Below are 13,645 nucleotides of genomic sequence, written 5' to 3'. Positions count from 1 at the left end.
TATTAGGAGGATTACCATGAGTACTCAAACAACACTTTCCATAGATTCTAACGCTGTCGTCGAGCTCTCCCGCAGCAAGCAAGAGCCGGAGTGGATGACTGCCCTTCGTACAGAAGGGTTAACGTTAGCTAATTCTTTGGAATTACCTGTACTAGAAAAGACGAGAATTGACCGTTGGAGCATTTCCTCCTATGGTTCCTATAAAACGCAAGCTCCTTTGACTTCTATTGAGTCTTTACCGGAAGTTGCCAAAGGATTAGCTAATTCCGATAACTTGATTGTACAACGCAACTCCGGTATCGTGTACAACCAGGTTTCTGAGGTATTGAAAAAGCAAGGCGTCATTTTCACCGATTTGGAAACAGCGATTCGAGATCACGCGGATCTGGTGAAGCCTTACTTCATGAAAGCCATTGAAGCGAACGAAAATCAATTAACAGCTTTGCATGCTGCTCTTTGGAACGGTGGTATTTTCATCTATGTTCCCAAAGAAGTTCGTGTGGATATCCCGCTTCAAGCATTGTTTGTTTCGGATGATGCAGAAGCAACTTTCGCTCCTCATGTGTTAATTGTCGCTGAGCAATTTAGTTCGGTCACTTATGTTGATAATTACGTATCTTCCCTTTCGGGTGCTCCTTTGGTGCAAAACGGAATCGTTGAAATATTCGTGAAACCGGGCGCACGAGTGAACTATGCTTCCATTCATAATTTGGAAGAGTCTGTAACGGATCTGACATACCGTCGTGCAATAATCGATAACGATGCGAGCGTGCAATGGGTTGTCGGTGAAATGAACTACGGGAATACATTATCGGATACGACATCCATTCTCAAAGGCAAAGGCTCTGATTCCGATGCAAAAGTGATCTGTGTAGGTACACAAGAGCAAAAGTTGAACCTGACCACTCGCGCAGTTCACTGGGGCAAAGCTTCGACAAGCGATATGATTACACGTGCTGTTATGAGAGATGGCGCAACAGCAATCATCAACGGTATCACGAAGATCGAAAAAGGTGCAACAGGCTGTAACGGTCAGCAAACAGAAAAAGTGTTGATGCTTAGCCCGAGAGCACGCGGCGACGCCAATCCAATTCTGCTTATTGATGAGGACGATGTAAAAGCTGGCCATGCGGCAAGCGTTGGTCAAGTAAATGCAGAGCAAGTCCATTACCTAATGTCACGTGGGATTTCGAAAGAAGAAGCTCAACGCTTAATTATTTATGGATTCTTGGCGCCAGTCGTTTCCGTAATTCCAATTAAAAGCGTTGAAGAACAGCTGCAAAGCTTAGTAGAGAGGAAGCTTGGACAATGAATACCTCGGAGATACGTGAACTTTTTCCCATTCTAAATCAAGAAGTGAACGGTCATCCTCTGGTGTATTTGGACAGTGCTGCTACTTCCCAGAAACCTATTCAGGTGATTGAGGCACTGAAGCACTACTATGAGTGGGACAATGCGAACGTTCACCGCGGGGTTCATACCCTTGGTTCCCGTGCAACTGATGCGTACGAAGGAGCACGAGCAAAAGTTGCTAAGTTCATAGGTGCATCCAGTGAGCAGGAGATTATTTTCACTAGAGGAACAACAACTGCTATCAACATTGTGGCAAGCAGTTATGCGAAATCGGTATTGCGTGAAGGCGATGAAATCGTCCTCACGCCGATGGAGCATCACAGCAACCTGATTCCTTGGCAGCAAGCTGCTAAGGCAACGGGAGCTACTTTAAAATATATTCCTTTACAGCCCGACGGTTCTATCTCGCTAACAGATGTTGAGAATGTGATTACCGATCGTACGAAAATCGTATCGGTTGTTTATGTTTCTAACGTTCTAGGTGTCATTAATCCGATCAAAGAGATCGCCCGAATCGCCCATAAGCATGGTGCGAAGATAATGGTCGATGGCGCACAAAGCACACCGCATATGAAAGTGGATGTGCAAGATTTGGATTGCGACTTCTACGCGCTTTCCGGTCACAAAATGTGTGGCCCTACTGGAATCGGGGCATTGTATGGGAAGAAGGCCTTGTTAGAGAATATGGAGCCAGTTGAGTTTGGCGGCGAAATGATTGATCATGTGGATCTCTACGAGTCAACATGGAAGGAACTGCCTTGGAAGTTTGAAGGCGGAACACCAATTATCGCAGGAGCTGTCGGTCTCGGCGCGGCTATCGATTTTCTACAAGAAGTCGGTATGGACAATATTTTTAAACACGATATTCAGCTCACGAATTATGCGTTGGAGCGTATGACTCAGATCGAAGATCTGATTGTCTATGGTCCTACCCAAAATCGCGCAGGACTCGTAACTTTCAATCTAGGCGATGTACATCCTCATGATGTTGCAACTGTTCTGGATGCGGAAGGAGTTGCTGTGCGTGCCGGTCACCATTGCTGTCAGCCTCTAATGAGATGGCTTGAAGTGAGCAGCACGGCTCGTGCAAGCTTCTATCTGTACAATACAGAAACTGATATTGACCGACTTGTGTTGGCCTTACAAAAAACAAAGGAGTACTTCGGCCATGCAATTGGATGATTTATACCGTAGAGTGATTATGGATCACTATAAAACACCTCGCAACCGTGGGAAGTTTGAGTCAGGCGAAGCTGTTACGATTGATCTAAATAACCCAACTTGTGGTGATAAAATTTCGCTGCAGATGCAGGTTGAAGATGGAATCGTGAAGATGGCTAAGTTCACAGGTGAAGGCTGCTCAATTAGCTTATCCTCTGCATCGATGATGACGGATGCTGTCAAAGGCAAAACAATCGAAGAGGCGCTAAAGATGGCTGATAATTTTTCTGGCTTGATGAAGGGCGAACCTGCTGAGTTTGAATATGAAGATATAGAAGCATTATCTGGGGTGAATAAATTCCCAGCACGGATTAAATGTGCAACCCTTGCATGGAACGCACTTCGCAAAGGGATTGAACATTCCCAAAAGACCGATAACTAACGCACAAGCGTTCGCATATAATAATTTTTTGCTGAACAAAAATGCTAAGGAGGAATTCATCATGGCAAAACAAATGCCAGATCTTGAGGATTATAAATATGGTTTTAGAGATGAGCACAAATCAATTTTTCAATCAGGTAAAGGCTTAACTCGTGAAATCGTTGAAGAAATCTCCAGAATTAAAGGCGAACCCGAATGGATGTTGGAGTTTCGTCTGAAATCCCTGGAGCAATTCTTTAAAATGCCAATGCCACGTTGGGGCGGAAACATGGATGATCTGGATTTCGAAGATATTCAGTACTATGTAAGACCGTCTGAGAAGCAAGGTAAGACTTGGGAAGAAGTTCCGACAGAAATTAAAGAAACATTCGATAAACTCGGTATTCCTGAGGCGGAACAAAAATTTCTAGCGGGTGTATCTGCCCAGTACGAATCGGAAGTCGTTTATCATAGCATGCAAAAGGAACTCGAAGACCAAGGTGTTATCTTCACAGATACGGATACGGCACTTCGTGAGCACCCGGAGCTGTTCAGAAAATACTTCGGTACCATTATTCCGCCAAGCGACAATAAATTCGCTGCTTTGAATAGTGCTGTATGGTCCGGTGGATCCTTCATCTATGTTCCTAAAGGTGTTAAATGTGAAGTTCCATTGCAAGCTTACTTCCGTATTAACTCCGAGAACATGGGACAGTTCGAGCGTACATTAATCATTACCGATGAAGAAAGCTTTGTTCATTACGTTGAGGGCTGTACAGCTCCTATCTATAGCACAAACTCCCTTCACAGTGCGGTAGTTGAGATTGTGTGTCTCAAAAATTCCCGTGCTCGTTATACAACAATTCAAAACTGGGCACCGAACATCTACAACCTCGTTACAAAACGTGCAGTTGCAGAAGAAGGCGCTACAATGGAATGGGTCGATGGCAACATCGGTTCCAAACTGACGATGAAGTACCCAGCAGTTGTGCTAAAAGGCCGCGGCGCTAAAGGGATGGTTCTTTCCATCGCTGTAGCTGGTAAAGGGCAGCATCAAGATGCAGGCGCTAAAATGACGCATCTGGCTCCTGATACAACTTCAACAATCGTGTCCAAGTCAATCTCCAAACACGGCGGTAAAGTAACGTACCGTGGTCTGGCTTCCTTTGGACGTAATTCCCAGGGCTCCAAAGCGAACATCAAGTGCGATACCTTGATTCTCGATAATGAGTCAACGTCAGACACGATTCCTTATAACGAAATCATGAACGACAACATTACGTTGGAGCATGAAGCAACAGTATCCAAAGTTTCTGAGGATCAATTGTTCTACCTCATGAGCCGCGGTCTTACTGAGGCTGAAGCAACGCAAATGATCGTTATGGGCTTTATTGAGCCATTCACGAAAGAACTTCCAATGGAATATGCCGTTGAAATGAACCGTCTCATTAAATTTGAGATGGAAGGTTCCATCGGTTAATCAATATGTACAACGAAAAGCGTGCCCGAATTTCTCGGGCACGCTTTTTATAATTTGAATAGCTAAGCATTAATTCGTTTACGATTTTGTGTAGCAAGAGTCAGAATTGCAACATAGAAGGGCTGGAGGTTGAACTTTTTGCCAAACTCAAATTTATAGGCAGCGGTCTTGGCATCATTAGCTTTGTAATAAGGAGATGTGATGTAGTGAATTGTCAATTCACTATCATCGAAGCCCGTACCGGCCGTTTCCATAGTTACATCATAGATGGATTCGAGGTCAATGGAGGCAATCCTAGTTTTTTTTCCAGTTACACCTTGATGATCAATGAGAATGATTCTTTCATCTGTAACTACAAATGTATCTCTGACTAACTTAAAGCCAGTTGTCACCTTTTCGCTAGGCATGAGATAGATCCCATACTGCCTAGTGAGCTCATCCACGGAAACCTCCGAGAAATTACCTAACAGACCATTCAAGAAACCTGCCATCTCTATCACTCCTCAATTGAATATATGCCCATATTCGACAAGTAGAATAGGATTACCTTCTTCTTACCTCAGTCTTTAGACCGAGTTGTAAGCCTTCTGGAGACCGTTCTGAATCAGAACGGATGCTGATATGATAATGAGTAAAGACAGCCTGGACGTCAGGCCTAGAAGCGAGGGAACACAGTATGAGCAGCAAGAACTGGTTCAATGGCATGTGGGAGAGCAGAGGTTGGAATCAGCGGGAAATTGATTATCAATGGCCGTCTCCTTCCTTGCCGATTATTAATATTCGAACTGGCGGTATGCGCAAAGGCAGGCATCGGGTAGCGATCGGGGTTTTCGCTGTAGGTGATATTGCTGTTGGACTTGTATCTATTGGAGTTGTCAGTGTCGGCATTTTTTCCATTGGTGCTGTAGCTATTTCGTGGTTGGCTTCGTTTGGAGCAGTTGCCATCGCTAGCTATTTGGCTGGAGGGGCCGTAGCTATTTCCAATTGGCTTTCCATCGGTGCTGTTGCAGTCGGAAAATTAGCCTTAGGAGCTGTAGCAATTGGTAAAACAGCTCTTGGTGCTGTTGGGATGGGTGAGTCTGCTTACGGTTTTGTTGTAATAGGGCAGCATGGGTTTGGCCTGATTCCGATTACTGTCGATTTTGCCAAGTGGATAACGGGATTATTTAAACCTTCCTAAGCAACTCATGTTATTTTAATGAAGGCTTTCCAAGTTGCTCCAAGCAGGTCAAATATGCCTTTCATGCATATTAATAAGCAACTTATCTCACTCTATAGAGGATCATAATATGTCCTTTAAAGGAGAAGAGAAGGTATGTTGAAAAGGCTGAAAATAACAGCAATAGGAAGTATGGTTATCCTGATAGCCACTACAACAGCTTGTGGAAGCAATAATGCTAGCCCAAATAACTCAGCACCAACGCCGAACCCAACGATACAATCAGGTACAGGGAATACGCTTTCCCATAGCTTGTCACAAGCAGGAAAAGGATTAACAACATTAGGTAATGATGATGCCATTGTGCCGATTAAAGTGATTAATAATGTAAATTATATACCTGCCCGTGAACTCGTTCAAACCCTAAAGTTCCAGACAGACTGGGATGATACGAATCAGAAGCTGCTAGTTGGCGACAATGACGCTAACTATGAATTGACGATGAACTCGACGAAAGCAAAGAAAGATGGTTCAGATATTCATGTTAACCAACCCTTTGTCAAGGAGGGGGATTCCGCTTATTTGCCAATCTCATCCTTAGCAGATTTGTTTCAAGAAGATATGTCCTACGAAGTCAGTAATGGACAATTGAAGATTCATCCTTCTCCCGTTGCTCCGATTGAGAATGAAGATGATTCTGATCCTCGCGGGAATGCGGCGGAGCTTGAATTCAGCGACGATCCAACGGATCCTTTCAAAGGTGTGGGGAATGAAACGAACCCAGCCTCTAAGGATCTACAAGCGGGAAATGACTTGCAAGTATGGTCCCCCTCTGGCAAGGAAGAAGTAATTCCGGTTTTGAAGAACATTGATATAAATGCAATGATTAACAAAGGCAAGCAATACTTAGGTGTTAAATATAAATTCGGTACCGGCCCTTACCCGCAAACAGGAAGATTTGACTGCTCGACGTTTACCCAATATGTTTATGGGAAATATGGCGTAAGGCTTCCAAGACTTGCTCGCGAACAAGAAAGGGTAGGAACATTGGTTAGTAGAAAAGCTTTGCGCAAAGGTGATTTAATGTTTTTCTATGTGCCAGGCCGATTCAAATCCAATAAAACAGTTGGACATGTTGGTATCTATATTGGGAACATGCAAATGCTGCATTCTTCACCCGCGGCAAAGAATGGCGTCCAGATCTCTGATATCAGTAAACCGTACTGGAAATCAACGTTTCTCCGAGCAAAACGCATTGTATATTAATTCATTAAAGTCTATCCTGAAGGGTAGGCTTTTTTTATTTTTGCCAAGTTGAAACAAAAAGTCTGTTCGTGCGTTTTATCTAGTATGAAGTCACGGATGAGGGAGGATTAAATCGATGAATATTACTCTTTTCGAAAAATTGGCGGACGGACAGCTGCAGAAAATTAGTGAACGGCCCTGGGATGAGAAACTCATCCAAGCCTTAAATGTAGCGAACTTTGTTCTTATTGGCGGCAAGGAATATGAAATGATTGAAGGAAGATTGAACTTGGATCTTAATGTTTTTGAGCTATTACTGGTTACGGTAAGTTCAGAAGGGGGAGGGAATAAGCAGTGAAACGACCGTTGAAAGTAATTTCAACCTCTTTAGGAATCATGCTCGTTGGTCAAATGCTGCTGTTTCCGGCACACGCCGCGGAGTCCCCAAATCCGACTGCTGGGGCAGGAGCATCTAAGCTGGTAGAATGGTCTTCAGAAGATGTGAAGGCTTATTACGATCCTTTTGTTGACTGGAGTATACCTATCCCAGCGGAAAATAAAACGACATTTCCTTCTCCATCACCTACACCTGCAGCAGGAAGTGCCTCGACTGGATCAGGAGGAAGCACGACACCCATCATTGTGAACCAGGTAAGCGGTGGCGGCGGCTTTGGATGGGATGATCTACTGCTTTACCATCTGATTTTTAATAGTGGAAGCCCGTACTCGTCGAGTAATTGGGGAAGTAATCATCGCTCTTATTATTATCGTTCGAATACACCTTATGTGACGAAAACGTATGAACCGAGTTCATTCTCAAACCGTTCCGCAACAAAAACACCAACCACTTCAAGTGGAACAGGCACGTTTACAACCAATAATTCAACATCAGGCAGTAAGACGGGGACGACAGGGAATACGGGTTCCGCTAGCAGCTCCGGTACGAGCAGCGGTACAACATCCAGCTCCAAGTCGACCTCCACCTCTTCCGGCAGCATTGGCGGTAAATCAAGTGGTTTCAGCTCCTCATCCAGCTCAAGCTCTAGCTCAGGGGGTTAAATCTGTGGTTTATGAAGTCATAGGAACGCCTTTTCCTGACAGAGCTCATAGGGTGCAGCAGCTGGCGGACCTCGGATTTACCTGGGCAAATCTGGGAGATGAAGCTTACTGGATCGACCAACTCGTGGTTATGGACAGGAAAGCCTACGAAGAACTTATCCATACGGCCGAAGTTTTGTGGCACATATTTGATAAAGCCGTTCGTTATCTGAAAGGAAATAGGGAGTTATATGCGTTATTGTCTATCCCTGAAGTGCTGTGGGATGGATTAGATCGACTGGAGCCGAATGCCGCGGGCTTCATTAGTCGTTATGCAAGATTTGATTTTACCGTAAATCTGCAAGGGGACATCAAGCTATTAGAGCTGAATGCAGATACACCAACAGGGTATGTAGAGGCAGCCATCGCTACACCTTGGTTATGTGAACAAAAGGGGATGGAATCACCTAATCATGCGATGAAAGAGCTTATCCGCGCGGCTTGGGAGATAGAAGCTCCAGACTTTGCTGCCTGCATAGCATATGGACAGCATGCTGAAGATACAGGAACAATTGATGCACTTGTAGCTCACAGTGGAAGAAGCATGACGTGTGTTGACTGTTTGGATTTGTGGATCGATGAAGGCGTGGTTAAGGTTGGCGAGAATCAAACCATCACGAAAATGTTTGCTCTATACCCGAAGGAATGGATGGGTATTGACGATGGCGGAGAGGCATTTGCTTATGCGATTGAAGAACAATTCATTCAATTATTCAATCCTCTACACGCTGTTATCTTGCAATCGAAAGGCCTACAAGCCATTATTTGGGGCTTACATGAGGAAAACAATGATATGTTCACGTCGGATGAGCACAAGGCAATAGAGACCTATATGCTGCCTACCTATACTACGCCCGCGCTACCAAGGGATTATGTGTCCAAATCCATGTTCGGTAGAGAAGGCGGTTCCGTTGAGCTCTATAACGTGCAGGGGAAGTTAGAGATCAAAGATGAAGTCGGCTTTGATACGAGTGTGTTTTTTCAGCGCGTTTACCAGCAGCGAGCCGATTTACCTGAGCTGCCTTTTGCCCATGGAAATAAGCATTTATTAACGGGTCTTTTTGTTCTAAATGGAACACCGTGCGGTCTATTAGGGCGAGCAGGCGGGATGATTACAGGAAATGCCAGTCAATTTGTAGCGATAGGAGTGAAAGCACCTTGAAACAAAGACGATTTTGGCTAATGGCTGCGGGCTTCATTGTATGCATCGTGATCATTTGGGCCATTAGCAGCGCGTTTCATAAGAAGCCATCTGTTTTAAGCAAGACAACAGCAACAGTAGGAAGTGCGGCAAATACAAGTAGTATGAATGGTGAAGTGCCATGGGATTATCAGATACAGCAAGCAAAAGTCGGGGATTTGTTGGACGGAGATATGGTCCTGCTTCCAAACAATGAACGTATCTCGAATGATCAGAATTTTGCTACAGGGGACCAAATATGGGTACTCAGCTATATGCAGGCGACGATGAAAACGGATAGTCAAGGGAAGAACGATGTGACATTGTCGCAATGGAAGCCTATTAAGACGTTTAAAACAAAAGAAGAAGCTGAAAAAGATTTAGCGGAGTTAAAATTAGAAATTAAGACGGATGTGAAATTGGTAGGAGTTTATAAAACGGAGCTCGATGGCAAATTTCGCTATTTCGCCGTGGCTGATCTACCAACTGGGCAAAAAGTGAAGCAGCCTATTCCTGAGGAACGCTATGAAAGCTTCAAAAACAAGAAGGAAGTACAGGTTATTCTAGAGGAAGTACACGATTACAGCAATTTTGATCAATCAATGGCTAAATTTCGGGGGTGGGCAGAATGATCGTTTTGGATCTAATCATTAGTTTGTTTGTGATCGTCTTGCTGCAATTTGCAGGAATGTATGTGTTTAGTTTAATGACTCCCTACCGCGATATGGAGGAAATTAACAATGGTAATGTAGCTGTTGGAATCACCATGGGCGGCAAATTTGTAGCGACTGCTATCATATTAGGGATTGCCGCATATACCAATTCTTCGATTTGGCATATGAGCTTATGGTTTGCGGTAGGTTACAGCTGTTTGGTGGCTACCTACTGGATCTTTGATTGGCTAACTCCAGGAGTGAAGCTGTCCGATCAAATAAAACAAGGGAATCTGGCTGTTGGTACGCTGCTGGCTGCCGTTTATATTGGGATTGCAATTGCAGTCAGCAGTCTTATTATTTAGTTTGCATTAGATTGCGATTTGCGTAATTTCGACATCCTTAAGTTGAGATAGATCCAAGAATTGATTATTGATGTTAATGAGCGGTCGGAAGAAATCGGAAGGATTCGTCATAACGATCGTACCGACTCGTCCATCGCTCAAGGCCACTTTTTTGCCGATAAAGTTAGGGATCATGTTGCGAATAAATACTTGCGTGATTTTCGGATCAAGTTGTCCAAAACTCATATTGTGAAGTTCTTTCAGTACGAACAGAAGATCACGTTTTTCCTGGTAAACACGGTTGCTGATCATAGCGCTGTAAACGTCTGCAACCGCAACAATAAGAGAATATGAATGAATTTCTGTACCCTTTTTTCGTAAAGGATAGCCTGTGCCGTCCATTCGTTCATGATGCTGAAGAGCAACGAGAGCAAGCGTGTTGTCCTTTAAGGAGTTTTTTATGATTTCGTAGCCATAAATGGTATGTTTCTGAATTTCATTGAACTCATCGTTGGTTAGTTTACCTGGCTTGTACAGGATATCTGTGGGGATTTTGCTTTTGCCGATATCATGCAAATAGCCTGCTTTTCCAATAAAGAGGGCTTCTTTCTCACTTTTATTCATCCATTTGGCAATGTAGTAGGAAAGCATACCTACCTGTACACTGTGATGGAACGTATAATCATCTTTGCTGTTCAAAGAAAGCAATAAGGAAACAACGTCTTTCTCTTCCTCTAGGCTCTCGATCAATGGATTGAAAGCGGATTCTATAACGTCGTTAGTAATGGAATCCCCATTTCCTGCTGATTGAAAGATATCTTTAATTCCGGTAATTGAATCGTTAAAAGAGTTTAATTGCGTGATATTTACTTCGTAGGCTACGGTTTTATCAAGCTCTATTACGTCTACGCTGCCTCTTGGGGATATATCGACATACTCCACATTGTGTCGATTGAGCATCAAAATATCGCTTGCATCGACGACGGTACCTGATGAAAGAAGATGAAGCCCTACCATATTGTAGGAATCGGAAATTAGTTTATCACCAACGATTAGTTGAAGTACATGTATACGCATTGAAGTTCCTCTCCTAGTTCTATAATCACGCAGGTATATTGTTATACTACATCCCAATATAACGGCTGTAAAGACTCTTGGCCTGAATTAAATCTTCGGTTCCTTGAATCAGTACACGCCCGTCAGGGAAAATGACCATATGCAAATCGGGGGCAGCTTGGAACTTTAACAGAAAGCGATTTTTCTCTACCGGTCCAAGTGGTTTCAAGCGTTCTTCCCAGTATTCAAGCGGTCTGGTAGAAGGAATGACCGGATGAATCTGGACGGAATTACGTCCGCACAAGGATTGAATCGTGTCGCTTTCCACACCGGCCTCTAAGTAATCATATTGCTTCATTGCACAGGCGGGACAATCTGATTTAAGCGCGCCGGCTACACTAATGGCCGAATGCTGATTGAACCATAAGTCCCATTGCTGCATTCGGAGATTGAGATGTTCGCTTGCGCCAATAAGCAGTTTAAGAGCTTCGGTTGCTTGAAATGAAGCGACAACGTGAATGATTCCGCCTATAACACCAGCGGTATCACAGGTTTCTGTCATGCCTGCAGCAGGGGCTTGCGTAAATAAGCAGCGCAAGCAAGGAGTTTGTCCCGGAATGATCGTCAAAGAGACGCCTCTGGAGGCGACCGCACCGCCATAAATCCAGGGAATACCTAGTTTAATACTCACATCGTTAATGAGGAAGCGGACCGAGAAGTTATCCGTTCCATCCAAGATCAAATCCACATCACTTAACAATTCTTCAGCATTCGTGGCATTTAGATCAGTCACATGTGGCTCAATCGTGATCTGCGAATTCACGAACTGTAAGCGTCTTGCTGCTGCAATCGCCTTAGGAGTAGTAGTAGCTGCATCTTCTTCATCGTAAAGCATTTGTCTTTGCAAATTGCTTGTATCAACAAAATCGCGGTCAATCAATCGTACATATCCGACCCCGGCACGAACCATATGGTTGGCAAGAACTGTGCCCAAAGCGCCCATTCCTACGATTGCGACTCGACTACCAATAAGTTTGCGCTGGCCTTCCAGGCCTATAGGGGAAAAGAGAACTTGCCGGGAATAGCGCGAATCAACGACATCATTTTGTCCTGTATGTAAATGTGAGTCCAAGTAAGCTCATCTCCAATCGGGTCTATTCAAACTGTGGCGTTTGGAGCGGGTTCCAAGGGCCTGTTTGGCTGCCCTTCCACTCTGAACCATCATCCCATATTTCTTTTTTCCAAATGGGCACGATTTGTTTCAGACGTTCTATCGCGTACCGGCTCGCTTCATAGCAGTCAGCCCGATGCGGGGAGGAAACGGCAATGACAACGCTAGCCTCAGCAATAGCCACTTTGCCCAAACGATGTGTAATCGCACAAAACGTGCCCGGCCACCGAGCTTCAATCTCGTGACCGATTGTTTCCATGGTTTTCAATGCCATCGGTATATAGGCTTCATATTCCAATAGGACAGTTCGCTGCCCATTGGTCATCTCTCTTGTTGTTCCTATGAAGGCAAGCGAAGCACCATGATTAGGATTGTTTACTTTAGATGTTACTTCGGCTACATCAATGGTGTCGTGGGTGATTTCGTAATTAGAAGGTTGTCCGCCTGACACAGGGGGAATGAGTGCAATTTCGTCTGCCGCTGTGACCATTTCCTGATCACCCGCATAAGCTTGATTTTTTGCAAAAAAACAGGTCATCAATTGAGCGGAAGCAGCCGGATAGGCAGCATTGATTTGCTTTTTGAGCTGTTCGATAGAAACAGACTCTTGTTCTACATGTATATGTAGGACAGAAGTCCCGAAAAGGTCTACTAGACCTGCGAAGAGTTGGATGTGAATGTTCACGGCTCTGCTCCTAATGAATAGTGGTAGGAATCTCTTACAGCATATCATATTTTGACCTGAAAATGGTATAATGGGTAAAGCCTTTGGTGATGACAAATGGAGCTAAAGGGATGGAAGGGGATAGGTATTTATGCAAACAGAAATGCGCATACAAGTGTCAGACCCACATATAACGAATGAAGTATTCACGATATCCGAAATGGTTGCTCTTGCTGAGCAGAAGTTAGCGCTTCAGGACCGAGTGCCGAATGTGCAAGGAGAAGCTTTTGATTTAAAATCGTGGTATAGAAGCTGGAAGAGAAGCCGTAATGGAGAGTATGCAGAAGAGCCTACTCATGTAAAAGTAGAGGCAGTTGACGAGTTTCAAGCGCTTATGCCTTGGTCTCAGGTAGATACTGCTTTATTTCTATATAACCAAGGTGGAGAGGCGCTTAAGAAGGGCTATCCGATTCGTCTCTATGTGCCTGATGGCAGCAGCGAATGTCTCAATGTCAAAAGTGTTGTAAAGGTGTGGTTTCTACATGATACGGCGCTCGGGGACGAAGCGACCTACGGCTTCAAAAACAGAGTGCTGCTGGATGAGTTGAAATTCCAGAAATGAGATGGACACCAGCTGCATAAGATAAGACATGCTTGGAT

16 protein-coding genes are annotated in these 13,645 nt (G+C 44.2%); 12 read left to right on the top strand and 4 right to left on the bottom strand.

What is annotated here, in order from left to right:
* Window positions 1-16: 16 nt before the first annotated feature.
* From sufD to sufB, 4 genes are all read left to right on the top strand, one after another.
* Window positions 17-1,312, top strand: a complete 1,296-nt coding sequence (gene sufD / locus BLT91_RS05620) for a Fe-S cluster assembly protein SufD (protein ID WP_090817882.1) — start codon at window positions 17-19, stop codon at window positions 1,310-1,312.
* Window positions 1,309-2,535 (top strand): cysteine desulfurase, encoded by a 1,227-nt coding sequence (locus BLT91_RS05615; RefSeq protein WP_090817879.1) that lies wholly within the window; start codon window positions 1,309-1,311, stop codon window positions 2,533-2,535. Before sufD ends, BLT91_RS05615 begins: the two co-directional genes overlap by 4 nt.
* Window positions 2,522-2,956 (top strand): Fe-S cluster assembly sulfur transfer protein SufU, encoded by a 435-nt coding sequence (sufU, locus tag BLT91_RS05610; protein WP_090817876.1) that lies wholly within the window; start codon window positions 2,522-2,524, stop codon window positions 2,954-2,956. Before BLT91_RS05615 ends, sufU begins: the two co-directional genes overlap by 14 nt.
* Window positions 2,957-3,017: 61 nt before the next feature.
* On the top strand, window positions 3,018-4,415 hold the full coding sequence (gene sufB, locus BLT91_RS05605; RefSeq protein ID WP_090817874.1) for a Fe-S cluster assembly protein SufB: 1,398 nt from the start codon (window positions 3,018-3,020) through the stop codon (window positions 4,413-4,415).
* A gap of 62 nt (window positions 4,416-4,477) precedes the next feature.
* Here sufB and BLT91_RS05600 read toward each other — a convergent pair whose 3' ends face one another.
* The gene (locus tag BLT91_RS05600; protein WP_090817871.1) at window positions 4,478-4,906 is read right to left on the bottom strand and encodes a PH domain-containing protein; all 429 of its coding nucleotides are present in this window, start codon (window positions 4,904-4,906) and stop codon (window positions 4,478-4,480) included.
* A gap of 185 nt (window positions 4,907-5,091) precedes the next feature.
* On the opposite strand from BLT91_RS05600, the gene BLT91_RS05595 reads away from it, so the two are divergent.
* The 7 genes from BLT91_RS05595 to BLT91_RS05565 all read left to right on the top strand — a co-directional run bounded on the left by BLT91_RS05595 (window position 5,092) and on the right by BLT91_RS05565 (window position 10,115).
* A complete protein-coding gene (locus BLT91_RS05595) occupies window positions 5,092-5,595 on the top strand; it encodes a hypothetical protein (protein ID WP_090817868.1) in 504 nt (167 codons plus the stop codon).
* 135 nt (window positions 5,596-5,730) lie between these two features.
* On the top strand, window positions 5,731-6,840 hold the full coding sequence (locus BLT91_RS05590; RefSeq protein WP_090817865.1) for a C40 family peptidase: 1,110 nt from the start codon (window positions 5,731-5,733) through the stop codon (window positions 6,838-6,840).
* Between the two features lie 115 nt (window positions 6,841-6,955).
* Entirely contained in the window at window positions 6,956-7,177 is a 222-nt protein-coding gene (locus BLT91_RS05585) for a hypothetical protein (RefSeq protein ID WP_090817862.1), read from the top strand.
* Window positions 7,174-7,878 (top strand): hypothetical protein, encoded by a 705-nt coding sequence (locus BLT91_RS05580; RefSeq protein WP_090817859.1) that lies wholly within the window; start codon window positions 7,174-7,176, stop codon window positions 7,876-7,878. The genes BLT91_RS05585 and BLT91_RS05580 overlap by 4 nt, the downstream gene beginning before the upstream one ends.
* 4 nt (window positions 7,879-7,882) lie before the next feature.
* Complete coding sequence (locus BLT91_RS05575) at window positions 7,883-9,079, top strand: glutathionylspermidine synthase family protein (protein ID WP_090817856.1); 1,197 nt, start codon at window positions 7,883-7,885, stop codon at window positions 9,077-9,079.
* Complete coding sequence (locus tag BLT91_RS05570) at window positions 9,076-9,729, top strand: hypothetical protein (RefSeq protein ID WP_090817853.1); 654 nt, start codon at window positions 9,076-9,078, stop codon at window positions 9,727-9,729. The genes BLT91_RS05575 and BLT91_RS05570 overlap by 4 nt, the downstream gene beginning before the upstream one ends.
* Window positions 9,726-10,115: a DUF350 domain-containing protein gene (locus tag BLT91_RS05565; RefSeq protein ID WP_090817850.1), complete on the top strand. Its 390-nt coding sequence runs from the start codon at window positions 9,726-9,728 to the stop codon at window positions 10,113-10,115. Before BLT91_RS05570 ends, BLT91_RS05565 begins: the two co-directional genes overlap by 4 nt.
* 6 nt (window positions 10,116-10,121) lie before the next feature.
* Here the strand turns inward: BLT91_RS05565 and BLT91_RS05560 are convergent, their stop codons facing one another.
* The 3 genes from BLT91_RS05560 to BLT91_RS33450 are packed head-to-tail and all read right to left on the bottom strand — an operon-like array spanning window position 10,122 to window position 13,006.
* Window positions 10,122-11,171 (bottom strand): HD-GYP domain-containing protein, encoded by a 1,050-nt coding sequence (locus BLT91_RS05560; RefSeq protein ID WP_090817847.1) that lies wholly within the window; start codon window positions 11,169-11,171, stop codon window positions 10,122-10,124.
* 46 nt (window positions 11,172-11,217) lie between these two features.
* Window positions 11,218-12,282 (bottom strand): ThiF family adenylyltransferase, encoded by a 1,065-nt coding sequence (locus tag BLT91_RS05555; RefSeq protein ID WP_090817843.1) that lies wholly within the window; start codon window positions 12,280-12,282, stop codon window positions 11,218-11,220.
* A gap of 22 nt (window positions 12,283-12,304) precedes the next feature.
* Window positions 12,305-13,006, bottom strand: coding sequence for a molybdenum cofactor biosynthesis protein (locus BLT91_RS33450; RefSeq protein WP_302847459.1), 702 nt, complete (start codon window positions 13,004-13,006; stop codon window positions 12,305-12,307).
* 130 nt (window positions 13,007-13,136) lie between these two features.
* Here BLT91_RS33450 and BLT91_RS05545 point away from each other — a divergent pair, with 130 nt between their 5' ends.
* The gene (locus tag BLT91_RS05545) at window positions 13,137-13,607 is read left to right on the top strand and encodes a hypothetical protein (RefSeq protein WP_090817838.1); all 471 of its coding nucleotides are present in this window, start codon (window positions 13,137-13,139) and stop codon (window positions 13,605-13,607) included.
* The last annotated feature ends 38 nt before the right edge of the window (window positions 13,608-13,645 follow it).

Origin of the sequence: Paenibacillus sp. yr247 (assembly GCF_900103825.1) — a bacterium.
Classification (GTDB): Bacteria; Bacillota; Bacilli; order Paenibacillales; family NBRC-103111; genus Paenibacillus_E.
This window is presented reverse-complemented; position numbering and strand designations above follow the sequence as displayed.

Coding starts and splice junctions, on each gene's coding strand:
- sufD (WP_090817882.1), top strand. CDS start 17: ATGAGTACTCAAACAACACTTTCCATAGATTCTAACGCTGTCGTCGAG.
- BLT91_RS05615 (WP_090817879.1), top strand. CDS start 1,309: ATGAATACCTCGGAGATACGTGAACTTTTTCCCATTCTAAATCAAGAA.
- sufU (WP_090817876.1), top strand. CDS start 2,522: ATGCAATTGGATGATTTATACCGTAGAGTGATTATGGATCACTATAAA.
- sufB (WP_090817874.1), top strand. CDS start 3,018: ATGGCAAAACAAATGCCAGATCTTGAGGATTATAAATATGGTTTTAGA.
- BLT91_RS05600 (WP_090817871.1), bottom strand. CDS start 4,906: ATGGCAGGTTTCTTGAATGGTCTGTTAGGTAATTTCTCGGAGGTTTCC.
- BLT91_RS05595 (WP_090817868.1), top strand. CDS start 5,092: ATGAGCAGCAAGAACTGGTTCAATGGCATGTGGGAGAGCAGAGGTTGG.
- BLT91_RS05590 (WP_090817865.1), top strand. CDS start 5,731: ATGTTGAAAAGGCTGAAAATAACAGCAATAGGAAGTATGGTTATCCTG.
- BLT91_RS05585 (WP_090817862.1), top strand. CDS start 6,956: ATGAATATTACTCTTTTCGAAAAATTGGCGGACGGACAGCTGCAGAAA.
- BLT91_RS05565 (WP_090817850.1), top strand. CDS start 9,726: ATGATCGTTTTGGATCTAATCATTAGTTTGTTTGTGATCGTCTTGCTG.
- BLT91_RS05560 (WP_090817847.1), bottom strand. CDS start 11,171: ATGCGTATACATGTACTTCAACTAATCGTTGGTGATAAACTAATTTCC.
- BLT91_RS05545 (WP_090817838.1), top strand. CDS start 13,137: ATGCAAACAGAAATGCGCATACAAGTGTCAGACCCACATATAACGAAT.